Annotated in this window: 26 protein-coding genes; 19 read left to right on the top strand and 7 right to left on the bottom strand. The window is 36.8% G+C overall.

What is annotated here, in order from left to right:
- Nucleotides 1-1063: glycosyltransferase family 4 protein (locus HX129_RS13905; protein ID WP_353622020.1), on the top strand; the 1063-nt coding region annotated here is incomplete at its 5' end.
- A 16-nt stretch (nucleotides 1064-1079) separates the two neighbouring features.
- Here the strand turns inward: HX129_RS13905 and HX129_RS13900 are convergent.
- Nucleotides 1080-2300, bottom strand: coding sequence for a glycosyltransferase (locus tag HX129_RS13900; protein WP_286433471.1), 1221 nt, complete (start codon nucleotides 2298-2300; stop codon nucleotides 1080-1082).
- A gap of 199 nt (nucleotides 2301-2499) precedes the next feature.
- On the opposite strand from HX129_RS13900, the gene HX129_RS13895 reads away from it, so the two are divergent.
- Nucleotides 2500-4140 carry a PglL family O-oligosaccharyltransferase gene (locus tag HX129_RS13895; protein ID WP_286433474.1) on the top strand — a complete coding sequence of 547 codons (1641 nt, stop codon included), beginning with the start codon at nucleotides 2500-2502 and terminating at the stop codon, nucleotides 4138-4140.
- A 51-nt stretch (nucleotides 4141-4191) separates the two neighbouring features.
- Here HX129_RS13895 and bfr read toward each other — a convergent pair whose 3' ends face one another.
- The 6 genes from bfr to gmk form a co-directional block, all read right to left on the bottom strand.
- Nucleotides 4192-4656 (bottom strand): heteropolymeric bacterioferritin subunit Bfr, encoded by a 465-nt coding sequence (bfr, locus tag HX129_RS13890; protein WP_286433476.1) that lies wholly within the window; start codon nucleotides 4654-4656, stop codon nucleotides 4192-4194.
- Between the two features lie 292 nt (nucleotides 4657-4948).
- The gene (locus HX129_RS13885) at nucleotides 4949-5143 is read right to left on the bottom strand and encodes a bacterioferritin-associated ferredoxin (RefSeq protein ID WP_130072231.1); all 195 of its coding nucleotides are present in this window, start codon (nucleotides 5141-5143) and stop codon (nucleotides 4949-4951) included.
- Between the two features lie 172 nt (nucleotides 5144-5315).
- Nucleotides 5316-5699 carry a deaminase RidA gene (gene ridA / locus HX129_RS13880; protein ID WP_111859199.1) on the bottom strand — a complete coding sequence of 128 codons (384 nt, stop codon included), beginning with the start codon at nucleotides 5697-5699 and terminating at the stop codon, nucleotides 5316-5318.
- Nucleotides 5700-5775: 76 nt separating this feature from the next.
- Complete coding sequence (locus tag HX129_RS13875; protein ID WP_174493857.1) at nucleotides 5776-7878, bottom strand: RelA/SpoT family protein; 2103 nt, start codon at nucleotides 7876-7878, stop codon at nucleotides 5776-5778.
- A 200-nt stretch (nucleotides 7879-8078) separates the two neighbouring features.
- Nucleotides 8079-8360 carry a DNA-directed RNA polymerase subunit omega gene (gene rpoZ / locus HX129_RS13870; RefSeq protein WP_065993767.1) on the bottom strand — a complete coding sequence of 94 codons (282 nt, stop codon included), beginning with the start codon at nucleotides 8358-8360 and terminating at the stop codon, nucleotides 8079-8081.
- Nucleotides 8361-8444: 84 nt separating this feature from the next.
- Nucleotides 8445-9068: a guanylate kinase gene (gene gmk, locus HX129_RS13865; RefSeq protein ID WP_130072229.1), complete on the bottom strand. Its 624-nt coding sequence runs from the start codon at nucleotides 9066-9068 to the stop codon at nucleotides 8445-8447.
- A 134-nt stretch (nucleotides 9069-9202) separates the two neighbouring features.
- On the opposite strand from gmk, the gene ispH reads away from it, so the two are divergent.
- The 17 genes from ispH to rpsP all read left to right on the top strand — a co-directional run bounded on the left by ispH (nucleotide 9203) and on the right by rpsP (nucleotide 26340).
- Nucleotides 9203-10153, top strand: a complete 951-nt coding sequence (ispH, locus tag HX129_RS13860; RefSeq protein WP_286433481.1) for a 4-hydroxy-3-methylbut-2-enyl diphosphate reductase — start codon at nucleotides 9203-9205, stop codon at nucleotides 10151-10153.
- Between the two features lie 136 nt (nucleotides 10154-10289).
- Nucleotides 10290-10727 carry a pilus assembly FimT family protein gene (locus HX129_RS13855; RefSeq protein ID WP_174493855.1) on the top strand — a complete coding sequence of 146 codons (438 nt, stop codon included), beginning with the start codon at nucleotides 10290-10292 and terminating at the stop codon, nucleotides 10725-10727.
- Entirely contained in the window at nucleotides 10727-11266 is a 540-nt protein-coding gene (pilV, locus tag HX129_RS13850) for a type IV pilus modification protein PilV (protein WP_174493854.1), read from the top strand. The genes HX129_RS13855 and pilV (HX129_RS13850) overlap by 1 nt, the downstream gene beginning before the upstream one ends.
- Before the next feature lie 2 nt (nucleotides 11267-11268).
- Complete coding sequence (locus tag HX129_RS13845; protein WP_286433485.1) at nucleotides 11269-12231, top strand: PilW family protein; 963 nt, start codon at nucleotides 11269-11271, stop codon at nucleotides 12229-12231.
- Complete coding sequence (locus HX129_RS13840; protein WP_174493852.1) at nucleotides 12228-13037, top strand: pilus assembly protein; 810 nt, start codon at nucleotides 12228-12230, stop codon at nucleotides 13035-13037. The genes HX129_RS13845 and HX129_RS13840 overlap by 4 nt, the downstream gene beginning before the upstream one ends.
- Nucleotides 13038-13090: 53 nt before the next feature.
- A complete protein-coding gene (locus HX129_RS13835) occupies nucleotides 13091-15352 on the top strand; it encodes a pilus assembly protein (protein ID WP_286433486.1) in 2262 nt (753 codons plus the stop codon).
- The gene (locus HX129_RS13830; protein ID WP_286436292.1) at nucleotides 15264-16988 is read left to right on the top strand and encodes a pilus assembly protein; all 1725 of its coding nucleotides are present in this window, start codon (nucleotides 15264-15266) and stop codon (nucleotides 16986-16988) included. The genes HX129_RS13835 and HX129_RS13830 overlap by 89 nt, the downstream gene beginning before the upstream one ends.
- Nucleotides 16989-16995: 7 nt before the next feature.
- Nucleotides 16996-17430 (top strand): type IV pilin protein, encoded by a 435-nt coding sequence (locus HX129_RS13825; RefSeq protein WP_174493850.1) that lies wholly within the window; start codon nucleotides 16996-16998, stop codon nucleotides 17428-17430.
- A complete protein-coding gene (locus HX129_RS13820) occupies nucleotides 17411-17920 on the top strand; it encodes a type IV pilin protein (RefSeq protein WP_286433491.1) in 510 nt (169 codons plus the stop codon). The genes HX129_RS13825 and HX129_RS13820 overlap by 20 nt, the downstream gene beginning before the upstream one ends.
- 295 nt (nucleotides 17921-18215) lie before the next feature.
- The gene (locus HX129_RS13815) at nucleotides 18216-18764 is read left to right on the top strand and encodes a pilus assembly FimT family protein (protein WP_286433492.1); all 549 of its coding nucleotides are present in this window, start codon (nucleotides 18216-18218) and stop codon (nucleotides 18762-18764) included.
- Nucleotides 18764-19285 (top strand): type IV pilus modification protein PilV, encoded by a 522-nt coding sequence (gene pilV, locus HX129_RS13810; RefSeq protein ID WP_174493848.1) that lies wholly within the window; start codon nucleotides 18764-18766, stop codon nucleotides 19283-19285. Before HX129_RS13815 ends, pilV (HX129_RS13810) begins: the two co-directional genes overlap by 1 nt.
- Nucleotide 19286: 1 nt before the next feature.
- The gene (locus HX129_RS13805; protein ID WP_286433493.1) at nucleotides 19287-20285 is read left to right on the top strand and encodes a PilW family protein; all 999 of its coding nucleotides are present in this window, start codon (nucleotides 19287-19289) and stop codon (nucleotides 20283-20285) included.
- Nucleotides 20286-20294: 9 nt separating this feature from the next.
- Nucleotides 20295-21047 (top strand): PilX N-terminal domain-containing pilus assembly protein, encoded by a 753-nt coding sequence (locus HX129_RS13800; protein ID WP_286433495.1) that lies wholly within the window; start codon nucleotides 20295-20297, stop codon nucleotides 21045-21047.
- Nucleotides 21048-21061: 14 nt separating this feature from the next.
- Nucleotides 21062-24997 carry a pilus assembly protein gene (locus HX129_RS13795; protein ID WP_286433497.1) on the top strand — a complete coding sequence of 1312 codons (3936 nt, stop codon included), beginning with the start codon at nucleotides 21062-21064 and terminating at the stop codon, nucleotides 24995-24997.
- Between the two features lies 1 nt (nucleotide 24998).
- Nucleotides 24999-25511: a type IV pilin protein gene (locus HX129_RS13790; protein WP_286436291.1), complete on the top strand. Its 513-nt coding sequence runs from the start codon at nucleotides 24999-25001 to the stop codon at nucleotides 25509-25511.
- Nucleotides 25512-25546: 35 nt separating this feature from the next.
- A complete protein-coding gene (locus HX129_RS13785) occupies nucleotides 25547-25936 on the top strand; it encodes a type IV pilin protein (RefSeq protein WP_218946327.1) in 390 nt (129 codons plus the stop codon).
- A gap of 146 nt (nucleotides 25937-26082) precedes the next feature.
- Nucleotides 26083-26340 carry a 30S ribosomal protein S16 gene (rpsP, locus tag HX129_RS13780; protein ID WP_004826436.1) on the top strand — a complete coding sequence of 86 codons (258 nt, stop codon included), beginning with the start codon at nucleotides 26083-26085 and terminating at the stop codon, nucleotides 26338-26340.
- The last annotated feature ends 14 nt before the right edge of the window (nucleotides 26341-26354 follow it).

Here is a 26354-nt window from a genome sequence, read left to right as displayed (position 1 = left end):
TTTTGTGTGTAGGCTTCTTCATTTGAAAATTATATCGCTGAAAAAGCCTTTACAGATAGGTTTGTGCAACAAAGCCTGTTTAAGCTATCAGTCCCACGATGAAGGGAATTGGAGTGAGTCTAATGATTCAAAATCATTAGCTTGGCATTCAAAAAGTTATAGAGGGATAAAGAAGGTTGGAGTACTGATTTATCCATTTTTTCTTTTACAGAAATTAAAACAATTTCAACCTGATATTATTATCGCCGCTTCAGACATTCCACATATTGTTTGGGGAGCATGGTGTGCTAAAAAACTAAATATTCCTTTTGTCGCTGATCTTTATGATAATTTTGAAGGTTTTGGGCAAGCTCGTATTTTGGGTATGAAGCAATTACTGCGCAAGGCTGTTTGTCAGGCCCAATTGGTTTTGACGACAAGCCAGCCTTTAGCTGATTTAGTTCAAAATGAATACAATGCAAAAGGTAAAGTGATTTCAATGCCAAGTTCTGTAGATACTTGCATTTTTAGAAAAGGAGATAAAATTAAATCCAGAGAAGAACTGCAACTCAGTATAAATAAATTATATATCGGTACTGCTGGTGGTTTGTATCGTGATAAAGGTGTGGAGGTTATTTACCAAGCTTGGAAAATACTTGAAAAAGAAATACCAAATGTATATTTAGTGATAGCAGGTCCATACGAGCCAGATTACCCACCACCACAAGGAGAGCGAGTTATATATTTAGGTTCTTTAACTCATTCAAAAGTCGCAACATTTTTTCAAGCATTAGATGTAGGTATTATTTCGATTTTAGATACACCTTTTGGACGCTATTGCTTCCCGCAAAAAGCGTATGAAATGCTTGCTTGTAATTTACCAGTGGTGGTTGCCGATATTGGTGAAATGAGTTATTTATTCAAAAATATACCACAAGCATTATTTGAGGCAGAAAATGCCCATGATCTTGCATCTAAATTAAAACAACAGCTACAAGATCCTCATTATTCACATATTGAAGTTGAGAATTGGAGTGACATTATTAAACGTATAGAGCCTTTTATTCTTTCACTTAAGAGTTAATCTTATTGTGAAATAACTATTTATTGTTGATAAAAGAGTCATTGATACAATAGTTTAAAATATTTGCATATTTTTTTGAAATGCTTTCCCAGTCAATAAGATTTACTACATTTTGTCGAATACGCATTGCTCTTTCATTTGTAATACTAGGGTTTTGTAAGGCATCAAAAATAGCTGAAGCTAACTCTTGTGGGTGATGGGGATTAACAGCGATTTGCTTTATATCATCACCAAGTAAATCTTCAATACCTGCGACATGACCTACGATTGCAGGGCAACCACATCCAATGGCTTCCATAAGCGCAACGGGTAGCCCCTCTTGATCTCCATTGTCTGCACGTACGAAAGGGGCAACAAAGAGAGTTGCTTTTTGATAAAGTTCGGGTAATTTGTCTTGAGTCAGTGCACCTAAAAAAATGACATTATTTTCAAGATTTAATTGTCTAACTTGCTCTTTTAATGAGGACTCTTCTGGACCAAATCCTGCAATTTTTAAGCATAATTGAGGTTGTTTTTTTATAAGTATGCAGAGTGCTTTTAGTAGATAGTTTAATCCTTTCTTAGGTACTAATCTTCCCACAAAAAGTAATTCGTTTTGTTGTCTTGTAACTAATGGGTTAGGTATAAAATGATGCTGTAAATCAATACCCATTGGAATGACTTGTAATAATTTAGGTTGAATATCTATTTGCTTTAAATATCCTTGCATTGCTTGACTTACAACAGTCATTGCTTTTGCTTCTTGTGCAACTTTTCTTTTTAATTTAGTTACAGTATTTCCTTGTAATCCAAATAAATCTCCTCCATGTGATGTAACAATGAATGGAATATTAAATTTTTTAGCAAGTACACATGCAATCCAACCTTGCGGTATTAACCAATGTGCGTGAATTAGATCAATTTTATTTTCAGATAAAACTTTTTTGACTGCTAAATATTGGCTTAAAATAAAACTTGGTACTAACAGCCATTTCCACCAATATGCCTTTAAATTATTAACAATTCCACCATTATTAACAAGGGATTGCAGATGCTTTGGAGCGTATTTGTAGCGAATAACTTGAACATTATCTAAAAATCCATTAGGGTCTGAATCTTCTGAATCTGGTACTAGGGCAATAACGTTAAATTCAGTCGTTAATCTTTTACAGAGTTCATGTATAAATCTAGGTTCATGATCATGAGCCCAACGAGGGTATGTTGAAGCTAAAACTAAAAGAGTTTTTTTGTGATTCATAGTTAACCCAAAAGAATATACGTCGAGCACGAGTGATTTAGTACATTAATTTTTCAAAAATATTTTTCTTAAGGTGAGAAATATAAATATTTCCTAAAAATCAAAGGATAATTTTTTACATCCTTATAGATTACATTGTTTTAAAGATGATCTCAAACTGAGTGTATAATTCACTCAGTTTTTTTTTGCGCATTGTTCAATGAAAGCAATTTTACCTATACTCTCCACGCTATTTTTAGCACTGGCATATCTCTTGCCTTTTCATAAACTGCCATGGACAACGTTTGGTAGTGAAGTTTTGACTTTTTTATCAGGCATCACGTTACTGTGTATGTTTTTGAAAAAGGATCTAAAAATTCCAAAGCCACAACTTTTAGCACTTCCGATTTTATTCATTCCCTTTATTCAATATGGTTTTGGGCACATTCTGTATTTTAGTAATGCTGTACTATGTACAGCATATCTATTGATGTTTTGGCTGATGGTTGTCGTTGGTTATAACTTATCACTAGACAAGTTTCATCGAGAAAAAACATTTATAGCGTTGAGTATTGTGATTTTAATTGTAGCGCTACTTTCAAGTGTAATCGCAATTTGTCAGTGGTTGGGTATCAATTCATATTTTGCGCCATTGATGAATTTCCTTAAAGGAAACCGTCCTTATGCCAACTTTGCCCAGCCCAACAACTTAGCGACTTTTTTAACGATGGGAGTTTTCGCCTGTTTATATTTTTATGAAAAGCGCTTGATTTCAAATATCGTTTTGATTCCATCTACATTGATTTTAGTCTTCACGATTGCATTAACACAGTCTCGGACCTCTTGGGTGGTGTGTTTATTTGTTCTTATTTATTTAGCAATTAAACAATTTAATCAGCCGAAACGTTTCAGTTTTACAAAATTATTGCTTTGGGTCGGCATCTTTGTTGCTGCAATTGGTTTATTGCCTTATTTCAATGCTTTAATCAGTACTGTTTCACAGCAAACAGTTGTGGATACTGCAACTGCTGTCGAGCGTGCATCTTCAGGTTATTTACGACTTGATATGTGGTCACAAGCGTGGGTGGCAATTCAGCAACAGCCTTGGTTTGGTTATGGTTGGAATCAAACAGGCATGGCACAGATTGCTGCATTTGATCTTTATCCGTCACATGAATGGTATAAAACTGCACATAATGTTGTTTTGGATTTACTGATTTGGAATGGTATTCCCTTAGGTATTTTAATTATTTTATATGTTGCTGGTTGGTTGTATTGGTTAAATAAAGGCATTAAAGAGCCGATTTCTTTGGTTGCAACCTTGATGGTTTGTGCAATTTTAATTCACGCTTTTTTAGAATATCCAATTCATTATGCTTATTTCTTATTACCAATGGGTTTTTTATTGGGCATTATTCAAGCACAATATCCATATTTACCAAGTAAAAATTTAAAACCTGCCGTTACGTTAAGCTTGGTATTAATCGGGCTTTCGTTATGCGCTGTAGTGTATCGAGATTATCTGTTATATCGTCAGCAGAGCGTATTTATCAATCTTAAAAAGCCCCTGACAGCTGCACAGCAAGCCGTGATGGATCAACCGATTTGGTTGTTATCACAGTTTGAGGAGCGGGTCTGGTGGATTGGTTTAGATCCATTGACCAAAATGTCGGATGAGCAGTTGCAACATATTGATCGTATGGTGGCAAATTTGGCTTCTAAATATGACCTATTAAAATATGCACAAGTACTTGCATTTAATGGTAAAAAATCTGAAGCAGAACATCAACTTTGGATTTTGGCTCAATTGCATGGAGATAAGCACAGTTATCAGGATTTATTGCCAAAAGCTGAAAAATAGTCATAAAAAAACCCTTTGTATATACAAAGGGTTTTTTATTTTAGCTCATGCTTAGAGTTGGCTTTGAATATAATTTTCGATACCCACATTGTCGCTGAGATCAATTTGGGTGGTCAGCCAATCCCAATATTCTTCTTCTTTCTCTAGAATTTCTTGGACTAAATCGCGTGTCACATAGTCAAGATGTTCTTCAGCAAGCGCGACAGTTTTTTGTAGTGCTTCAATATTTTCTTTGACTTTGCGAATGTCGCAATTCAGTACTTCTAGTGTATGTTGCCCGATGTACAATTTACCCAAATGTTGCAAATTAGGTAAACCTTCCAAAAATAAAATGCGTTCAATGACTTTGTCTGCATGTTTCATTTGGCGAATAGATTCTTTATATTCTGCTGAACCTAATTGCTCAATGCCCCAATCATTAAACATACGCGAATGTAAAAAGTATTGGTTAATTGCGGTTAAATGGTGATAAAGCACTTGATTCAGTTGGTTGATAACGTCACGATTGCCTTTCATGGTGAATGCTCCATTTTAAATCTGTGCCTCAAAATATTTTTAAGGCAATCCATTGTTTTATAGTAATCAAAATTGCACACAGTTTCGAGCCCTTTATAGAACAGCAAATGAAAATCGCAATCAAAATCATGGAAGATGAAGATTTTACTCAGCTTTAAAGGTTATACAAATGGTTAGATTTATATTTAAAATAAGATCAAAAAAAATTAAAAAGAAACCCGCTTTGAGTCGAAGCGGGGGAGGAAGATGATCATAGAGGGATTATTATGGTTATTTAAATATCAAAACGCGGTTAAGCAGCGACAGAAATTCGTGCAGCAATTAAGGCTAATTCTTCATTAATAATACTTTTTGCTTCAGGTGCACAACGCCCACAGCATGTCCCTAAGTCCAATAATTCACGAACTTCACGATAGCTTTCAGCACCATTTGCCATGGCATCTTTAATATCTTGATCGGTAATACCACGACATAAGCAAACGTACATGAGAATCAACCACAGCTTTAAATGCGATAATTGATATTATTGATAATTATTATCGTTTGTCAATGAAATTCATTTAAATATCGATATTTTGTTCATTGAGTTTTTGGATAAAAAAATACCACTTGATCGGTGGTATTTTAATTGGGATTTAAATTTTTGATATTTCTATAAATTATTTCTCAATAATCACAATGCCGTCCATCTCAACCAAAGCATTTTTAGGCAGGCTTGCAACACCGAGTGCAGCACGTGCTGGATAAGGTTGTGCAAAATATTCACCCATAATTTGATTGACCAATTGGAAATGAGACAAATCAGTTAAGAAAATATTGAGTTTTGCGATGTCTGCAAGAGAACCGCCCGCAGCTTCACAAACGGCTTTTAAGTTATCAAATACACGGCGAATTTGTGCTTCAATACCTTCTACGAGTTCCATGCTGTATGGATCTAAACCAATTTGACCTGAGAGATAAAGTGTGTTGCCAACAAGAATGGCTTGAGAGTAAGTACCGATCGCAGCAGGGGCATTTTCAGTATGAATCACTTGGCGGGACATCAATTTCTCCTATTTTTCAATTCAATCCATCATATCGGATGAATGATATTCTCGAAAGGTATATCGGTTTATCTGATTAACACGCTTTAGAAACTTGTGGGCTTGCGAGCGGCATGGCTAAACGTGTGACCCGTGGGAAACCAAACAACATTCGAATTTCACGAATAATTTGTGCAATTTGTTTGCGGTCTTTAACAACAATATTGACAAAAGTTTTTTCATCTCGACTTTGTACAGATTCAACGCCAGTTTTGAGTTTTCGACATAAATAAATCAATTCTGAAATTTGTTCGTCATTTAAAATTAAATCTATACTTAAATAAGCGCTAAAGTTGATATCATCTTCGGTTTCAGAATTCCAGTGCAATGGCATGATATTTTCAGGATGTAAATGTTGCTCGTGCAGTAGGTTATGACAACGTGAACGATGCACAATCAAACCACGGCGTGAAATATGCCCTTGAATTGGGTCGCCGAGTACAGGATTGCAGCAATGTGCATATTTAACATCGACACCTTCCGTGCCTTGAATGAGGCGCTCAGACGCGGCGTTATCTTCTTGATCTTGGGCAAAGAGATGGTTGGCCACCAGTTGTGGCAGTAAGTCGCCCACTGCAATTTGCTCATATAGGGCTTCTTTACTACTGACATGTCGCCATTGTAATAAATCGATCCAATCAGACTCAGCGAGATCTTTAACAGAAAGATTAAATAGTTTTAATGCGCGATTTAGTGCTTGCTGACCGACAAGACGTTGTTCTTCAATATCTTGATCTTTTAAAATATGTTGAATTGCACGGCGTGCTTTTTGTGTATTGATAAAACTAAGCCAATCTGGATTAGGTGTTGCTAATACATCGGTGATGACTTCAATGACTTGACCGCTTTGTAGTGGTGTAGAAAGTGGTTTAATCTCACCATTAATTTTTGCACCTACGGCATGGTTGCCTAAAAACAAACTGGCAGAATAGGCGAAGTCGACTGCTGTTGCACCTTGTGGTAGTTCATGCAGTTGACCATGTGGCGTGTACACCCAAATTTTTTCTTGGTGTAAATAATCTAATAAGTCGTTAAACGTTGTTTTGGCACAATCCCCATCCACCAGAATATTTAAATTTTTCATGGAAGCTTGGATGGCTGAACGACACGCTTGCGGTGCATTTTCGCCTAACACGACGCCGAAACGAGCAGCTTTACGCATGAGCTCCGTTTGAATGGTCAGTGATAAGGTGGTTTTTTCACCTTTTAAGCGTAGCATTAAGGACTGATTTCCACCTGGGAGTGGATAACGAATATGATCTTCGTAATGTAATACTTGGAAATTTTCACGTAATGCTTCAACCAAGCGGTCACAATCGGCAATACTTTGTAAAATAATTTCAAAGGCATGACTATGTGTTAGCTCTTGTAAATCAATTTCATTTTTAACAAAGTGACGAAGTAATTCAATATTATTATTTTTCTTTTTGATACGACCTTGAATGCTATAGGTATGCAGTAAGTCTGCTAGATTTTGTTCCCATGTGGTTTGATATTTACAGCGTTCAGGCTTAGTTGTAAGGAGTGATGCTTGTACATCATTATACATGTCAAGGTCAAGATTTTGATAGCATAAATGTTCTAAGTTATCCGCCATCTCATTCATACCAACAAGACGTGCCATGGGTACAAATACATCAAAAGTTTCTTGAGCAATACGTGCACGTTTATCTGGGCGTAATGAACCTAACGTCGTCATATTATGATAACGGTCTGCTAATTTAATAATAATGACACGTGGGTCTTGTAAGGTGGCTTGCAATATTTTTCGGAAAGAAGCTGCTTTATTGTATTCTTTATCACTTGAATGGCTGAGTTTGGTCACACCATCTACGAGTTCAGCAACAACACGACCAAATTTTTCTGCAATATCCTCTTTGCTAAAATCTGTATCTTCAATGACGTCATGTAAGAGTGCTGCCATTAATGTCTCTGCATCCATGCGCATGTGTGCCAAAATACAACTGACCGCAATCGGATGAAGAATATAGGGTTCACCACTTTTGCGAGTCACACCATCATGTGCGATGTCTGCATAATCGCATGCCGTAAGCACTTGCTCGACTTCGCTTGGTTTTAAATAAGCGTCGATAATAATATTGAGCTGTTGCTTGGCTTGGCTGACCACTTGGCCTGGCATAGAACACCTATTTCCGTATTACAAAATCAAGGGATATTTCGTCAATGCTTTAATGAAAAGCATATTGAGTGAGTTGTCAATTTTAAAAAATAAAAACCTTTATTTTTTTTAACAAATATTTTGAATTTTGTCGATTACTTATCTAAATAAATTGCAATAAAAAAGCCTAGTAAATACTAGGCTTTTTTAGAAAGCTCAACTTATTGGAAAGAAAAGCCTTCTAAGTTTAAATTATTCACTGAAAGTGCAAGGTCAAGACTTGAGGTTTGATAGTCTTGATCACGTTGTTTCAAAATGTCTTTGGTTACATGTCCTGCTGCAATTTCACGTAAAGCAACAACAGTCGGTTTGTCATTGTCCCACTCTAAAGTTGGTTCAATGCCTTGACGTGCCAATTGACGCGCGCGTTTGCTTGCCACTAGTACAAGCTCAAAGCGGTTGTCTACATGGTCTAAACAATCTTCAACGGTTACGCGTGCCATAAGAGTTCTCGTATGAATGTAAATTTTTAAATAGACTGTTAAGTATAAAATGCTTTAACTTTATACTCAAGTTTAATCACACACTCATTTAGGTTCAGGTGTAATTAATTTCTCAATTAAAGCTTGATGACGATTTGCTTGTTGACTGAGTTTAAGGCGATTGGCATTGATCACAGATTCAAGGTCATGCAGTGCTTTATTAAAGTCATCATTGATAATAATATAATCAAAATTGACATATTGTTGCATATCTTCTACGGCGCAGCTTAAGCGATGTTCAATCACTTCTACCGAGTCTGTGCCACGATTTGACAAGCGTTGACGTAAATCAAATTGAGTGGGAGGAAGAATAAAAATTTGTTTTGATTCAGGAAAAAGTTTACGAACTTGCTCAGCGCCTTGCCAATCAATTTCAAGTAAAACATCATGTCCTTTGGTGAGTTGTTCTCGTACAGTCGCTTGAGACGTACCATAATAATTACCAAAAACTTCAGCATATTCAATGAAACCGCCTTGATTGACCTGCTCAAGAAAAATTTCTTTACTGGTGAAATGGTAATGAACGCCTTCGAGTTCACCCACACGTTGACCACGTGTAGTATGAGAAACAGAAACGTGCAAATTACTTACACGCTCAAGCAGGGCTTTCACGAGAGATGTTTTGCCTGTTCCTGATGCAGCAGAAACGACAAACAATAGACCCGACATGATATTTTTCCTGATATGATAAAATATCTTCTCTATTTTAGAGTAGAGTGCGCACAAACAAAATAGCTTTTGCATATTGTTTGTCATTTTCTGAATAAATTTTATTGAAACTTTGAGTGAGCCTTGAGGGTGTTATGAAAATTGTATTGGCCAATCCACGTGGTTTTTGTGCAGGTGTAGACCGTGCAATTGCGATCGTCAATCGTGCACTTGAATGTTTTAACCCGCCGATTTATGTCCGTCATGAAGTGGTACATAACAAATTTGTCGTGGATGATTTGCGTCAGCGAGGCGCAATCTTTGTTGATGAGCTTGATGAAGTCCCTGATAATAATATTGTTATTTTTAGTGCACATGGCGTATCTAAGGCTGTACAACAAGAAGCTGAGCGCCGTGGCTTAAAAGTCTTTGATGCAACTTGTCCCTTAGTTACCAAGGTTCATATTGAAGTGACCAAGTACGCACGTGAAGGTACGGAAGCGATTCTGATTGGTCATGAAGGACATCCTGAGGTTGAAGGGACAATGGGACAATATGACACTAAAAAAGGTGGACATATTTACCTAGTCGAAGATGAAGAAGACGTTGAGTCTCTACAAGTACAAAATCCGAATAAAGTTGCATTTGTTACTCAAACGACTTTATCCATTGACGATACAGCAAAAGTAATTGACGCATTGCGTGGAAAATTCCCCAATATTCAAGGGCCACGGAAAGACGATATTTGTTATGCCACACAAAATCGTCAAGATGCTGTTCGAGATTTGGCACAGCAATGTGATGTTGTACTTGTGGTGGGTTCGCCAAACTCATCCAACTCTAACCGTTTACGAGAGTTGGCACAACGTATGGGGAAACATGCGTATTTAGTTGACAATGCAGATGAATTAAAAAAAGAATGGTTTGCTGGCATTGAGAAAATTGGTGTGACGGCAGGCGCATCGGCACCAGAAATTTTAATTAAGCAGGTTATTCAACGTTTACAGGACTGGGGCGCAGAAGCACCACAAGAACTAGATGGGCGTGAAGAAAATATTACGTTTAGTTTGCCTAAAGAATTAAGAATTCAAGTTACACAGGCTTAGAATTTAACTCACCTTTATTGCCGATAATTGTTAAGCAGTTATCGGTTTTTTTGTGCCATTTGTCTACTATGTATTGGTTTTGTATAAATTGTTAATAAAATATAGATAATAATAAAGTTTTGTCGGTGAAGGAAGAATGCAAAAAAACAGGGGATTCACCTTAATAGAGCTTATGGTTACGCTTGCTGTTTTAGCGATTATTGCTGCACTGGCTATGCCATCTTTTGTGAATACAATTAAGCAACGACAATTAGATACAGCCTTTAGAGAGCTTTCACTTGCAATAACTGATGCAAGAAGTCAGGCAGTGAATATACGACAAGATGTTGAGTTAAAACTCAATTCTAATGATGCTAATACAGCTACTTTACTGAATTGGAATTCTAATATAAGCGAAGTTTCTTTAGAAAGTGGGAGTGTAACGAATATTGTTTTTGAGCCAACTGGAGGTGTAAAAAACTTTAATCAGACCACGATGTCTTTTTCTATTTGTCATGCAGATTTAGGTATTTCTAGGCGTTTACAGCTTACTCGTATGGGCTCTATTACTACGTTGGCTGAGGGGACATGTTGATGAATTTACAAATACAAAAAGGTGTTGGATTAATAGAAGTAATAGTTGCTTTGGTTATTTTGGTTATTGCAGTTCTGGGTTTTGTTGCTTTACAAGTCAGAGCTATTGAAGCTTCTCAAGATTCTGTTTTTAAAACACAAGCTGTGCATTTAATGCAGTCACTCTCTGAAAGTATTCGTGTAAATAATACAGCTAAAGCAAATTATGTGACTGATGTAAATACTTATCTTTTGGCATCTTCAAAACCGACAGCGACAGTAAATTGCAATACTACGGTTTGTACTCCTGCACAACTTTCAACTTTTGAGTCCTATGCCATAGCACGACAAGCGGCTATACAGGGGTTGAGTTTAGGTATAGCAACTTGTCCAGGAATTGCTACAAATACACCTGTTGCAGATAGACGTTTATGTATTTTTAGTGTTTGGAAAGATACGACACTGACTGGAACTGCAGCAAATTTAAATGTGACTAGCTGTATGAGTAATACAGGTGTTTATGTTGCTTCTTCAAACTGCTTGATGATGGAGAGCTATTAAAAATGATAATTAAAAAACAAAAAGGTTTCACATTAGTTGAGTTGATGGTTGCTATTGCACTAGGCTTATTAATTGTAGCTGCTGGTTTAGCTATTTTTTTAAACAGTTTGAAAAATTCTCGTTTACAAGAAAGTGTAGCACAAGTTCAGGATGGGGGAATTTTTGGTCTCGAATATATAGCAAATCATGTGAGGTTGGCGAATTATGGTAATGTCGAAAATCGAAACTTAAATGATCAAACTGTAAAAGGGGGAGTTGTTTTTACAACAGGTTTGCCCACACAAACCAATATTAATTTGGCTATAGGTAATGCAAATGCGACAACTGCTTTTGCAAATACAATTGTCACGAGATCTAGTGGTTTAAGTAATGTAAGTCTTGCGAGTGATCAATTAACAATACAATTTGTTGCACCAACAGATATGCAAAATTGCGTAGGTGAGAATGTTCGCAAAGGCGATAGAGTTGTACAGAGATACTTCTTACGTCAAGAGAATAATAAAACGGATCATGATACAAATATTACAAGCTTAGGTTTAGCCTGTGTAGCAAATACTCCATTAGATATTCCAAATGCAAACCCGACGTTTTTGACAGGGTTTGGGACGACTAACATAGGTGAAATTATTATTCCTAATGTAGATTATTTTGGTTTTCTCTTGGGTGCACGTACAGGTAATAATTATCGTTATTATACAGTAGATGAATATATAGCAGCAGCCGCAGCAGCAAGAAATGCACAACCTGCTCAGGAAGTACCTTCGATTGAAATGATTAAAATGGCAGTGCTAATTCGATCACAAAATGAAGTGAGAACAGCACCCATTACGCTATCGACATATGAAATTTTCGGAAGAACCGTCACTTTAAATACACCAACTACAAAAGGTGTAACGAATAAATTTGTACGCAATGTATATGTCACTACAATAGCTTTGCGTAATGCTTTGGGAGATAAACTATGAGAACTACCCAATCATTAGCACAACAAAAAGGTATGACACTGATTACAATTATGATTATTTTACTTTTAGTCACAGGAATCGGTGCATTGGCAGTAAAATATTCTATAACAAGTTTACGAATTGCAAGCAATAGTCAAGTACGTCAGCTACTTACTCAGTCATCAGATTTACCTTTATATATTATTCGTAATAAGTCACCTGTGGTATTGCGACGTTTGGATAATGTAGTGGGTTTAGCGATTAATAATAGTTTGCCCGATCGAGAATATATATTTTGTTATCGTCCACAATCACAGAAAAATTTTGCCCCTATTAATAATGTTGCACAAATCTCACCCTATAGTACGACGGGAACAGCCATTACAAGTGATGTTATGCGTTTAATTTCTGGTACAAATAGTAGTTTTTGTGATCTGAATGCCGATTTTGGGAGCGCAAGAACAGGTGTTGTGACTCAAGTTGCAATTTCATTGATTACAGAGAGTGCCGGTGAGACAGAGAAAGGTGAATACTTACCCGAAGGAACTAATGCAAGTGGAGCAGCTCATTTAGGTGCACAAATTACAGGTAGTCAACGTGTAAGGATTACTACAACTTCGATGTTACCTGCATATTCAACTGCTTCGATAAGCACAGTCCAAAGTGAGTGTTTAAGTACATCTAAACCAAGATTAAATGATAATACTGAACATCCATCATTACGAACTTTAAAAGATTGTATATCTGATTATGGAATTCCGGTGGTATCGCAAACGCAAGAATTTGTATTGGCAAATACGCTCATCGAAGTTTCTAAACCTGAATAAAGCATATTTTAATTAAATAGATTTTCTCACTAGCCGGAAGGTGGAGAATGGAAATGAAAAAAACATATCTAAGTTACCTATTAAAAGTAATGATGAGTAGTAGCATCTTGGTTACAGTACCATCTTTACTGCAAGCATCAGATTTACAAATTTATGCAGGTCCTGGTACAGCAGGTCAAAAAACATTAATTATGATGCTAGACCGCTCGGGTAGTATGGGGATGGTGGCTGATGATCTTGGTAATAATGCAATTGTTGCAGATTATGGTGATATTTTTACCTTCAATACCTGTAGCGCTGTAGGAGGTACGGGAAAAACTAAATTTAGTACTAGAACAGAAACAGATCGTATTTTTCCTGATATCTCATATACGCAGGTTTACTGTGAACAGCCTAATAACCCAAGAAAATATTATGATCGACTATCTCGATTAAAAGACGGTATGTTTGCATTATTAAATAGTGCAGATCCAAAATTGGAAAAAGCCTATATCGGCTTGGGTTATTACTCTGCGGAAGATAGTGTATCCGGAGTTATTAAAGTACCAGCAAAACCTTTAGGTGCTATTAACTCAGATCATCGTAAGGATCTAAAAAAAGCAATTGCTGCGTTGTCTGCAGGATGGTCAACGCCAACTTCACATGCTTATGCTGAAGCAGCAGCTTATTTATTGGGTACAACAACAACAAATCCTATATATAATTTTGTAAATAAACCTTTAATTGAAGCTTGGTATTCAGCATCAAATAATTCTTATGTTGCTTATAGGCTATGTGATAGAGCAGATGGTGAAACATGCCTCAGTAGTTGGGGGTCATATGTGTATCAAGCAGTACCTTCGGGATATACTTATTTAAGACAATATGGTGATGCTACTTGGAACAAAAGGCTTTATCAAAAGAGCGTAGGGACGAATGATAGTATTAGTTCTCCTAGCGATTCTGGTTTTGCAAAGTCTATAAGTACGAGTAAGAATACTGGAGGGACTGCGTATAATAGTCCTTTGCCAGAAACAGCAGCAACTTGTGATGGTCAGGGGGTATATATTTTATCCGATGGGCAGCCAAATAATACAACTGATCCTCGTTCAAATGCAATCATGGCAAAAGCATTAAATCAAAGCTCTTTTTCATGTGATGTCTCTAATAGTTTAACAAATAGTCATTCGGGGAGTGGTTGGAAGTGTATGGGGGCTTTTGCAAGAAGCCTATATGCAGAAACTAACCCTAAGCAGCGCCCAATTCAGACAGCTTTCGTTGGTTTCGGTAAAGAGTTTGAAGGAGCGATGTCTGCGAGTTTGTCAGTAGACACACGTAATGCATGTCAGCTTGGTTCAGCTAAAGAGGGTGATGATTGTTCATTCTATAATAAGGATAAAACCGAAAAACCAAATACAATATTTCGGAATAGTATGACTGGTTTTGGTAATGGTGGATTTTTCCAAGCAAAAGATGCTGTAGATGTTACAAATAGTGTATTGGCTGCTTTAAATAATTTAGATACAGGAACAATTGAGCCATTAACGACAGGTGCTTGGTCTGTACCTATTGATGATTTAAATCCAACGGGAGTTACATCGTATGGTTATGTTCGAGCATTTCAGCCAAGACCAGGTAGCACAGATGTATTGTGGGCTGGGAATTTAAAAAAATATGATATTGTGAATGGTGCTTTAGCTGAAGGTACATCCACCACCTCTTCATTAGTATTAGATAATAAAGGTAAGTTTAATACAGGGATTAATGATCTTTGGGGAAATGTAGGTGCTGATGAAGGAGGAAGTGTCTATAAAGGTGGTGCTTATAAAAACATCCCAATGCCGATTGTTAGTGCACCAACTCAAGTACGTAATCTTTATACCAATTTTAAATTAGATACGAATGATAATTTAACCTCTCAATTATCTAAAGGGGCTAATTTATTGCGTTTACCAGAAGTGGCAAACTCTACTTTAGCAACGACAATAACAAATCTAAATGAAAATGCAGTAACCTCAAAATTTACTAATTTATTAAAACGTAAAATACTTAACTATTTAGGTTTTAAAATTGATTTAAATGATACTGCTTTACCAACAGATTTAACCACTGTGCCTTTGCAAGAACAAGGAAAAGAATGGAATAGCTTAGGAGGGATTTCTCATTCACTACCCGTGCAAGTCACTTATGCAGGGGTGTTAAATAGTGATGGTGAATTACAGTCTGCACGTAGTCAATCAATCTTATTTGGAACAATGGAGGGGGGGGCTACATTTAGTAGATGCAGATACTGGAGCGGAACAATTTGCATTTATTCCATCGGATATTTTATCTGACCCTGTACAATCTTTGGCTTTGAAAAAGGATGAAACATCTACAGTCGGTGTTGCAGCAGGCACAGATGCGGCTTGGGTCGCTGATCCAACATATAAATATGAGCATGTGGGTTCAGGGGATACCGCTGTAACAAAGATTGTTGCTGAGAAAATGTATGTGTATGGCGGTTTACGTATGGGTGGTAGTAGTTACTACGGCCTAGATATTACGACAAAAACTTCACCGAAGTTTTTATTTAGAATTAGTGCTGATCAATCGGCATATAGTCGTATGGGGCAATCTTGGTCGAAACCGGTACTAGGGAATATTCGAATTAATGGTGTGATTAAGCGAGTTATGTTTATTAGTGGTGGTTATGACACATGTTATGAAGATCCACGATTTAAACTTGGTACAGATTACACAGCAGATGCATCAAAAAGTCTTACGTTCCAAGCGCAATGTTCAAACAGAACAGAGGCAAAAGGTAATGCTGTTTATGTTGTTGATGCCGAAACAGGAGACCGCTTATTCTGGGTGAGTAATACGAATGCGGATAAAAATAATGCAGATATGAAACATAGTATTGTAAGTGATATCTCTACATTAGATACAGATGCTGATGGCTTAGTAGATCATTTATATTTTGGAGATCTTGGAGGGCAAGTTTTCCGTGTTGATTTAAATAATAAAAATAAAACATCAAATAATGAAAGTTTTGGTGTACGTGTTGTTAAAGTTGCAAATTTAGCGACAAATGCAGCAGGTACAAATATTACGAATGGCAATAATCCACGTTTTTATGAAGCACCTACATTAACCATGCATCGTGAGCAAGGGAAAAGGTTTGTATTAATGACGGTTGCATCTGGTGATCGTAGTTCACCATTAGATGTTGCACCTTTAGGGCGTGCACGTCCATCATCAGTACCTGCGGCATTAACGGGTCAATTGGCAAATAATATTTATGCCATTATGGATACGGATGCTCTGAAAAAAGATTTAAATACAAATTATGCAATTGATTATGCATTAGCGATTAAAGATTTGACTTTAGCAAGTCTTATACAAAATCCTCAAGTTGTTGTTCGAAATAGTAATTTTTCTACATTAAAGAATCAACTCATTCCTTATGTGGCTACGGTAACGACAGCAACTCGTTATGGTTGGTATCGTTCTTTATCGAGTAATTCGCAAGGTACAGAAAGAGCAAATAATAGTTATCGACAATTAGGTGGGATTAAAGCTTTTGAACCATTAATTGCGATAGCTAACACTTTGGTCGCGACAGTTTATGATCCAGAAAGCGAAATTATTAATCCAAATCCAGATCCATGTCAGGTTCGAGTTATTGGAGAAACTTACCGTCAATATTATTGTTTGCCATTTGGTGTCTGTATAACAGGAACTGGTACGAATGTAACACTTAACAATACTGTAGAAAATAAAACAGGTTATCGTCCAGGGCGAGACTCAGATAAGGTCTCTGGCGAGACTGTGAGCCCACCTGTTGGGCAGGGGATTTTAGGAAGTACATTTGCACCAAAAGATTCAGATGGAAATTGTGGTGGTTTACAGTTGGCAGATAATCTTCAAGGTACGGGCGAATGGAAATGTATCGCCCAAACAAAACCAATGAATTGGTATGCTAAATAGGTGAAAAATGAATTTAAAAAATGGTTTTACACTTATTGAGTTGATGATTGTGGTCGTTATGATTGCAGTGCTTGCTGCAATTGCTTACCCAAGTTATCAGCAATACATACTCAGAAGTAATGCTTCATTGGCTGAGGCGGAAATGCAACGCATAGCCCAGGATTTGGAACGTTATAAATCTAGAAATTTTAGCTACAGATTGTATACCCCTATTTCAATAAATGTTGGAGATCCACTTAAATATACAATTACTGTTCAAGCAACAGCGACCACCAATTTAGCCACAGATGGTTCTGCATGGGTAATGAAAGCTGTTCCACAAGATGTGAAAAATTTCACATATTTATTTAATAATCATGGACTTAGGTGTAAAAATAAGGTGGCGTCTAAAGTAACATTTACAGATTGTGGGGCAATAGCAGATGGAAGTGAAGATTGGTAAGCAAATTGGTTTTACATTATTGGAGCTGATGATTATAGTCGCTGTAGTCGCTATTTTAGCTGCGATAGCGATTCCTAATTATTCAGAATATGTTAAAAGAGGGAATAGGGTAGATGTGCAAACCCATATTATGAATGTTGCACAAAATTTGGAAACTTATCGGTTGGTGAATCATAGTTTCTTTGGGGCTAATTTAACTCAATTGGGTGGCGCCACATATCCTCTTAATAATCCATATTATCAATTAACTTTAACAGATATGTCTGGTGTTGCTTTTACTAATGCACAGGCGAATCTACAATCATGGTTATTGGTTGCAAGACCAATAACCACAGGAAGACAAAAAGGTACAGGAGCTATTTCTTTAAATTCAGCAGGTGTAAAATGTTGGTATAAAAATAACGATAATGCCAATGTCACAGCAACAATTGATAATAAAGGTAATCCTGTTCCAGCTACAACTTGTAGTAATCAATGGGAAGATAGATAAATAAAGTAATCTTCTATAAATAAAAAACCTTCTAATTTAGAAGGTTTTTTTATTTGATCAGTCGTGTTTTTAATCTTTTAAGTTAGACCAGTTGGTTAAAAATAATAATAATGTGATAAGTATTATCTAATTAAATTTTTACGTGATTTTTTTATCTTTATTTTAATTAAACTTGTTTTAAATCATTTACTTATACCGATTATCTATTAAAACACCCTTTTATCTTTATATTATTTTTTTGATAAAATAAAGTATTAGTATCGTATGTGTATAAATTTGTAATTTGGACAATGTCATGCGATTTATCAGGGGATTTACGCTTATTGAGTTGATGGTCACTATTGCGGTATTTGCTGTGATTGCAATGATGGCTGCACCAAGTTTTGGTAATTTAGTTTCAAAAAAACAGCTAGATACATTAGCAAAAGACTTTGCTTTAGTTTTAGGAGAGGCACGAGGTCAAGCAATATCACTACGCAAAAATATAACAATCAAATTGGACTGTCCTAAAAATGCTAAACAAGAATTGGAATGTCCATCAAATACCGCAACAAGCTTTACTTGGATCTCAAAAAATCCAGATATAAAGCTTATAAGTGATCCAATTGATGTCGTTTTTTCTGGATTAGGGAGTGCGAAACAACGTACCAAAACGATACCGAATCCAAATTATGATAAAAACGCTACAACAGATATGGATGTAGATCCACCTATAAATCCAAAAACAATAGAAGAAGTTGTGCCTTTAACTTTTACTTTATGTCACTCCAAACTAGGTGAAAGCCGAACAATTCTCATTGCTCAAAATGGAACTGTTGAAGGTTTGAATAAGGGAACATGCTAATGGATCGTCATAATCAAAAAGGTGTTGGCTTAGTAGAAGTTCTTGTTGCTTTGGTCATTCTTGCATTAGGTGTTTTAGGTTTTGCGGCATTACAACTTCGGGCTTTAGATGCAGCTCAAGAAGCGACTGAACAAACAGTTGCCATGAGTACTGCGCGAGATCTTGCAGAGCGTATGCGCATAAATCGTGGGGCTTTGGGTCATTATAAAACGGCAATTAATAGTAAATCTACCGTAAATAATTGTATGGGTACAACAAAAATTACCTCTCCAAAAGCCTTGGCTTTACCAAAATGTAATGAAGAAAATTTTGCCAAACAAGATGCAGGTGAGGTTTTAGCAAAGGCAACCAATAATGGGCAAATGGTCGTTATTCATGATTGTGTGGCTAGTGAATTGAACTGTATTTATGTAGCTTGGGGAAAAACTGTAATTTCAGCCAACGATCTTAGCGAGTGTATAGATACAACGACGGGCGCATATATTGTGAACTCAAAATGTCTTGTTATGGAGGCTTTTTAAAATGAAATCTATAACAAATCAACTCGGTTTTACGTTGCTTGAATTAATGATTGCTTTGGTATTAGGGCTTTTAGTAAGTGCAATTGCGCTACAGTTATTTTTAACCAGTCAAAAAAGTGCAACTGTACAACAAGGCATGATCAATTTACAGAACTCCGCATTGTTTGGTTTAGGTGGAATGATTGATTCAGTTCGATTGGCAAATCTAAACTCATCGCAACCTTATGTCGATGATAAGGTTTTATATGGCGGAATTGTTTTAGCTGCCAATAATATTTCGAATAATTTAGATAATTTTACTATTGCTGATGGTTTGTTAACTCGTGGTTCTATAGGAGAGTCAAACCTAGAGGGGCAAAGTAGTGATCAACTGGTCATTCAATATCGTGTCAGTACGCCCAATCAATTTGACTGCGAAGGTCGAGAGTTGACAGCAAATGATTATGTCGTAGAACGTTATTTTGTTAAGAAAGATACTGATCGCAATGATCCAAATGATCCTCTTGCATTGGCATGTAAAGCTGCTCGTTATACAGAAACAACAGCGAAAACCAATACATCACTTCCTGCACTTATTGAAAGTGATGAAAGTCAAGCAAAAATTATTATTCCTAGAGTAGATCACTTCAGTGTGCGTTTAGGCATTGCTTATGATGGTGCTAATACAAGTTGTTCGAGTATTACAAAAACAGAACAAGTCGATGGTAATACAGTGACAAGCAATATTGAACCAGATTCAAAACTTGATTGTTTTAGCTATATGAATATTGAAGATTATCGAAATTTGACTGGGCAAAAACCACAGATCGTTTCAGTTCAAATAGGCTTGCTTGTTCGCTCAACAGATTCTACGGGAACAAATAAATTTTTTGATAAAAATCAACCCTATGAAGTTTTAAATGTAAATGCCACGTTAACCGAAAATGAGCTTAATGCATTGTATTTACGCAGCGTAGTTACTCAAACGATTGCGCTTAGAAATGGTTTTGGCGTTGAGTGAGGAGAGAATATGAATAAGCTGAATTTCAAAAGTTCTCAACAGGGCTCAGTACTCATCGTTGTACTTGTGATGTTGGTTTTGCTGACTTTAGTAAGCACATGGGCGATTCGAGGCAGTATTACGTCTTTAAAAATTTCAACCAATGCACAAGCTCAAGCGTTGTTAAAACAGACCAGTGATTCAGTATTTTTTACTCTAGAAAATAAGACGGATGATGAACTGGTATTTACCAATATGCGTATTGGTGACGGCATGTTGAATTATACCTTACGTCCTGAAAATAAAGGGAAAGAGTTAGTGTTTTGTGTCCGAGGTACAACAGAGGACAACTTTGCTGGAAGCCGTTTAGCAAGTGTAGTTTATTGGAATGGTTCTACGATTAAAAACACGGATATGGGTAAAAATGGATTTTGCCAATTAGATCGTCTAACAGACTTTTTGAGTGGTCGTAATGCAGTATTAACGCAAGTGACGGTCAGAGCCTCAGAAAACAATCGAGATTGGGAACACATGCTAGAAGGTGATGATAAAGAGAGTTCAAAAAGTACGGGTATTCAAAAGGTAGTGATTACCGCGACATCGATTCTGCCAAATTTAAGTGCTAGCTCTAAATCCGATATCAATGATTGTTTAAAAAATTATACCAGTTTTGTTGATAGTGTTATTAAAAATCAAACCGTAACTGACTGTTTATCTTTAAATCATGTTCCATATAGTACTCAAGAGATGGAATATACAATGAAAGCCGTACGTACATCGTAATAGGGGAATGAATCATGAAAAAGAATGAAATGAAAAAATCTGACCTACATGTACTTAAGCAAAATGTGCAAATTAAAAAAGGTTTAAATCAATTTAAGGTTGGCACAATTGCTGCTGCAATTACATCTTTAATTTGTGCAAGTATTCCTAGTTTTGCAGCTGATTTGGAAATTTATGTTCCTGGAAATAGTTCACAGGGAGCAACTACAATTATGTTTTTGCTTGATATTTCAGGTTCTATGGATACACGTTCTATAGAGCAGGACTATGGGGGGATATGTAGTAGAGATTATTGGGGGAGGACGATCTTTGAAGGCGATGCTACAAATGGTCAATATTGTGTTGCTTCTGGTAATGAAATAACGGAGCAGATAAGAAAAGATTGTGATAAATCTGGAAGTGCATATAAATGTTTTGATCGTATTTCAAGGTTAAGACAGGGAATGTTAGCCGTTTTAGAAGGGGACACTGCGAAAGGGGTAAAGCGATTAGATGATGATTTGGTTATTGGATTATCTACTTTAGGTGCATACACAACGACTTATCATGAAACTGGAGCGGTTAAAGTTCCAGCTCGAGCATTGAGCGAAAACGTATCAGGTACTTTAAAAACACAACGTGAAATTTTAATAGAGGAAGTTAAAAAACTTCGTGGTCAAACCAATACACCAACAACACGCTCCTATGCAGAAGTGGTTGCTTATTTGATGGGGAAAACAACACAAATAAGCGGAGGTGAATGGTACTTTGGCGGAACCTATAATAGGAAAGATATTTTTGCAGAGTGCGTCAGTATGGCTGAAACAGGTTCATGCTTGACATGGGGCGAGGTGTATTATGGGAAAGTACCTAGTGGCTTTACTAAAGGAACCGCCAAGACTGTAAATGGTTATTCTGGTAATGTTTATACTACAAATAATGCATTTAGTGGTTTTGGCTATTCTAGTGAGCTTACAAAAAATAGTGGTAAAACCGCTTATCTAGCACCAACTACAATTTCAAGACAAATTAGCTATACTGATGATCAGAAAAAGTGTAGTGGTCAAGGGGTATATGTACTGACAGACGGTGTGCCAAACTATGGTAATGGGACTTCGGGCCTAATACGTAAAGCATTAGGAAATAAAGGTGCAGGTTTTGAATGTACTGATAGTGGGACTGGGTGGAATTGTACTTTAAATCTAGCGTCGGCTCTTCTTGACTCTACTAAGAACCCCGCAAATATAAGTTTTAAAACAGCAGTTGTTGGGTTTGGTAGTGACTTCAATACAATCCCTTCATCTGTTCAAACTGAAGCGGGTGTTGATGCGTTGACTGGTATAAGTGATGATATTAAGCAAGCAGCGAAATGGGGTATTCGTGGTCGAGGAGGGTGGTATTCTGGTTCGAATGCCAAAGATGTAGCAGAGAGTATTGCAGATTTTGTTGATAAATCTGGTGGGGAAATTCCAAGTATTAGTACTGGATTATCTACAGTGCCTATGGATGCATTAAACCCTGAAGTTATTCAAAAATATGCCTATTTCCCACAATTTGAACCAAAAGTTAAGCCAAGTGATAGTACTCAATTATGGTTTGGTAACTTAAAAAAATATTATGTAGTGAATGGTGGTGTTTATGCAGACGAAAATGGAACTGCTAGCCAAACAGTGGTTTTAAAAAGTAAATTGCAGGATTTAACGGATCTTTGGGCAAAATCAGGGGTGACTTATCCTGAAAATTCTCCTGTATTTTCAAAAGGTGGAGCACTGAGCCAATTACCTTTAGGTTTAGTCACAAAAACCAATGACAAAGGTGATTCCATTACAACGGCAGGTCGGAAGCTCTTAACGAATTATGATTATGATGGCTCTAAAAGTGAAGATGAAAGAATTAGTCAAAATTTTGATTTAAATCAAATCGATTATACTTATACAACTGATAATAAAACGAAGACTGATAATGCATCTCGTGTCAGAGGATTGATGACTTTATTGGGCTATAATATCAGCACAGAAACAGCAACTGAGGATTTGGATCTTACTCGTGCAACTACAAGTGTTAGGCAAATGGGGAGTGTTTATCACTCATTGCCAGTACTTTTAACTCAAGAAGGTAAAGCGGTTGCTACTCGGAATACAACCACAAAAAAAGTAGAAATTAGTTCAATTGGGCGTAAAGACTACGTTATGTTTGGAACAACTCAAGGCTTATTGAGTGTTGTCGATGCAAAAACAGGCATTGAAAAATTTAGTTTTGTTCCTAAAGAAATGATTGAAAACCAAGCTGAAACTTTCCGTGAAAATGCGGGAAATCTTGCTGGTGGTAAAGATGCATTGTATTACGGTATCGATGGCGAGTGGGTTGCACATACAGTGTATGTGACTAAACCAGATGGTACGCTCACAGTGAATGGTGCAGTGCGTGATGTTGTTGGTTCTAAAGATGAAGTAGAAAATCTAAGTGGTAAACAATGGGTATATGGTGGCTTACGCATGGGTGGGCGTAGCTATTATTCATTAGATTTAACGAAAATTGATCATCCTGCGTTGAAATTTCATATTGATCCTACAACGGGAAAAGTGTATTCAAAAGCCAATTCAAGTGGAAAAGAATATAAAGCTATTGAAAATATGGCACAAAGTTGGTCAAAGCCAAAGCTAGACTATGTGAACTGGAAAGGTCAACGCAAATTGGTGATGTTCGTTGGTGGTGGTTATGACGCAGGTGGAGACCATGGTGATGGCTTGTTCGCCAATGGTATTCGTACTGGTTATGCAGGTTATGAGCACTATAATTATAAACAAGAGAATAAAAAAGGCTCAGGCGTATATATGTTTGATGCCGACAATGGTGATTTGCTTTGGTATGCAGACTCTTCTGCTTCATCAAGTGATACAGGTGTAGAACATGCGTCAAATGCAAATTTAAAATATAGTGTTGCAAGTGATGTTAAAACGGTAGACCGTAATAATGATGGTGTAGTAGATCATCTCTATTTTGGTGATTTAGCAGGTCAAGCATTCCGAGTGGACTTTAAAAATGATGGAAATAAAGACAGTTTTGATTCTCAAGTAACTCAAATTCTAAATTTACAAACTCAAGATAGTGCAACACAGCTATATAATGGTACTGCACCACGATTCTATATGGCACCTGTATTTACTGCACACCATAGTGCAGGGAAGAAAGAAGGTGCCAATATCATTGTGGTAAGCTTTGTCTCAGGAAATAAGAGTTCTCCACTTTTGGCTACAGACGACTCTCCAACATCCACAGGTAAAAAAGATCCTTTAGGTTTGCAGTATGACGCGGTTTATGCAATTTATGATTATGATATTCATCCTGATGGAACTTTCTATCCGCAGACACATATAAGTACAAGAACTTTGGCTGCGGAAAACAGTACAACGGCATCAACAAGTCAATTAAAATATATCAGTAATGAACATGTTGCCCGTAGTGATAGTGCAGCAACGCTGGTATTAGGTGCTGAGGCAAATGCTCAATCAGGTTGGGGTGGATGGTACTATCCATTTAAGAAAAAGTTTAGCGCAACATTGACCAATAGAGAAGAAGCAGGTGCGAGTATTATTAAAGGATTAACCCCATTAGTTGCTATGGAGGGAAGTCTGTATGTCACTCAATATGATGCTTCAAATAATGGTACTTCTTCAAGTTGTGGTGCAGGCGTAAAAGGTCATAGTTTTACGCAGCGTCTTTGTCTGCCTACAGGTATATGTCCGAAAAATGCTAACTATGTTTACAATTTAGGTGCGGGGATTGTTCATTTAAATGTGGGGCCATATGGAGAAGATGGGAAAAAAACAATTGTAGTCCCAGATCCTGCTGATATTGGTGTTGGTTGTGTTGGTTCTGACTGCCAGTCAGGTTCGAAGTTTATTACTGCTGGCGGGGCAATTCGATTTATTCCAAATCGTTGGTATGAACGTTATGCCAAGGCAGAATAATATGAAAAATGATTCTGTTGGACAAACTTCTCAAACTAGATTCAATCAAGGTTTTACCTTGATTGAACTCATGGTTGTCGTTGTCATTATTGCTATTTTGGCAGCCATTGCGATCCCAAGTTATCAGCATTTTGTAAGGCGAGCCAATGTTGCTCAAGCGCAACAAGAAATGCAGAAAATTGCAGAGCAATTAGAGCGTTATAAGGCTCGGAATTTTAGTTTTAAAGGGTTTAATGCCAATTATCTGTACCCAAGTAACTCTGTATTTGATGTGTCATTACAAACTTTAAATTTAAACTCAAAATATACGATTACTTTGGTCGATAGTATGACTGGAAATCCACTGTTGACAGATTCGTCTTCAAGTGGGCAAGGCTGGTCAATTAAAGCCATAAGCCAAGATCCTGCGAATTACTCATTATTATTAACCAGTGAAGGTGTACATTGTAAAAATATCACACAGGAAAATATGGACTATGACTCGTGTGGTGATGCAGGTTTTGAGGAGTGGTAAGGGTGAGAAAAACAGGATTTACTTTAATTGAACTCATGATCGTCGTTGCTGTTATTGCTATTTTGGCTGCAATTGCTTATCCCTCTTATATTCATTATAAAGTGAAAGTGAATAGAACCGATGCCCAAGCTGAAATGATGGCTATAGCACATATGCTCAGTCAATATAAAATAACAAATGGTCATTATACCAATGCAACGATAAGTCAAATGTATGGCGGAAATTTAATACCAAATCATGGTGAAGCATTATATGAGTTAGATTTACAAACAACAGCTGCGACATGGATTTTAACAGCGCAACCTATAAGCGGAACATTGATGCAAAATAATGGCGATATTGTTTTAACCAGTGATGGAGAAAAATGTTGGACGAAAGGCACCTCTTGTACTCCATCAAGTAGCACAGACTGGGATGGCAAATAGGAGGTTAAATTCAAAACTGTGGATAAACAGAAATTGATCTTTATTTCGCAGTAAATTTAACGTAAAATACCGCCCTCTATGAAAGGGGTTTGAAATGTTTCGATGGTCGAAACACGGATAATCCGTAAAAACTATAAGGTTCTATCATGGTTGTTATTCGTCTTGCACGCGGTGGTGCTAAAAAACGTCCATTCTATCAAATCATTGTGACTGATAGCCGTAATGCACGTGATGGTCGTTTCATCGAACGTATTGGTTTCTTTAACCCTACAGCTCAAGGTAAAGCAGAAAAACTTCGTTTAGACGCTGACCGTTTTGCACATTGGGTTTCACAAGGTGCGCAACCTTCTGAACGTGTTGCTTCTTTAGCTGCTCAAGCTAAGAAAGCTGCAGCTGCTGCATAATTTTTGAAAATTAA

This window comes from Acinetobacter sp. 251-1 (assembly GCF_030329305.1).
Classification (GTDB): Bacteria; Pseudomonadota; Gammaproteobacteria; order Pseudomonadales; family Moraxellaceae; genus Acinetobacter; species Acinetobacter piscicola_A.
Note: the sequence above shows the minus strand (reverse complement) of the source record. Positions and strands in the feature narration are given on the sequence as shown.

Coding starts and splice junctions, on each gene's coding strand:
- HX129_RS13900 (WP_286433471.1), bottom strand. CDS start 2,300: ATGAATCACAAAAAAACTCTTTTAGTTTTAGCTTCAACATACCCTCGT.
- HX129_RS13895 (WP_286433474.1), top strand. CDS start 2,500: ATGAAAGCAATTTTACCTATACTCTCCACGCTATTTTTAGCACTGGCA.
- bfr (WP_286433476.1), bottom strand. CDS start 4,656: ATGAAAGGCAATCGTGACGTTATCAACCAACTGAATCAAGTGCTTTAT.
- HX129_RS13885 (WP_130072231.1), bottom strand. CDS start 5,143: ATGTACGTTTGCTTATGTCGTGGTATTACCGATCAAGATATTAAAGAT.
- ridA (WP_111859199.1), bottom strand. CDS start 5,699: ATGTCCCGCCAAGTGATTCATACTGAAAATGCCCCTGCTGCGATCGGT.
- HX129_RS13875 (WP_174493857.1), bottom strand. CDS start 7,878: ATGCCAGGCCAAGTGGTCAGCCAAGCCAAGCAACAGCTCAATATTATT.
- rpoZ (WP_065993767.1), bottom strand. CDS start 8,360: ATGGCACGCGTAACCGTTGAAGATTGTTTAGACCATGTAGACAACCGC.
- gmk (WP_130072229.1), bottom strand. CDS start 9,068: ATGTCGGGTCTATTGTTTGTCGTTTCTGCTGCATCAGGAACAGGCAAA.
- ispH (WP_286433481.1), top strand. CDS start 9,203: ATGAAAATTGTATTGGCCAATCCACGTGGTTTTTGTGCAGGTGTAGAC.
- HX129_RS13855 (WP_174493855.1), top strand. CDS start 10,290: ATGCAAAAAAACAGGGGATTCACCTTAATAGAGCTTATGGTTACGCTT.
- pilV (WP_174493854.1), top strand. CDS start 10,727: ATGAATTTACAAATACAAAAAGGTGTTGGATTAATAGAAGTAATAGTT.
- HX129_RS13845 (WP_286433485.1), top strand. CDS start 11,269: ATGATAATTAAAAAACAAAAAGGTTTCACATTAGTTGAGTTGATGGTT.
- HX129_RS13840 (WP_174493852.1), top strand. CDS start 12,228: ATGAGAACTACCCAATCATTAGCACAACAAAAAGGTATGACACTGATT.
- HX129_RS13835 (WP_286433486.1), top strand. CDS start 13,091: ATGAAAAAAACATATCTAAGTTACCTATTAAAAGTAATGATGAGTAGT.
- HX129_RS13825 (WP_174493850.1), top strand. CDS start 16,996: ATGAATTTAAAAAATGGTTTTACACTTATTGAGTTGATGATTGTGGTC.
- HX129_RS13820 (WP_286433491.1), top strand. CDS start 17,411: ATGGAAGTGAAGATTGGTAAGCAAATTGGTTTTACATTATTGGAGCTG.
- HX129_RS13815 (WP_286433492.1), top strand. CDS start 18,216: ATGCGATTTATCAGGGGATTTACGCTTATTGAGTTGATGGTCACTATT.
- pilV (WP_174493848.1), top strand. CDS start 18,764: ATGGATCGTCATAATCAAAAAGGTGTTGGCTTAGTAGAAGTTCTTGTT.
- HX129_RS13805 (WP_286433493.1), top strand. CDS start 19,287: ATGAAATCTATAACAAATCAACTCGGTTTTACGTTGCTTGAATTAATG.
- HX129_RS13800 (WP_286433495.1), top strand. CDS start 20,295: ATGAATAAGCTGAATTTCAAAAGTTCTCAACAGGGCTCAGTACTCATC.
- HX129_RS13795 (WP_286433497.1), top strand. CDS start 21,062: ATGAAAAAGAATGAAATGAAAAAATCTGACCTACATGTACTTAAGCAA.
- HX129_RS13790 (WP_286436291.1), top strand. CDS start 24,999: ATGAAAAATGATTCTGTTGGACAAACTTCTCAAACTAGATTCAATCAA.
- HX129_RS13785 (WP_218946327.1), top strand. CDS start 25,547: ATGATCGTCGTTGCTGTTATTGCTATTTTGGCTGCAATTGCTTATCCC.
- rpsP (WP_004826436.1), top strand. CDS start 26,083: ATGGTTGTTATTCGTCTTGCACGCGGTGGTGCTAAAAAACGTCCATTC.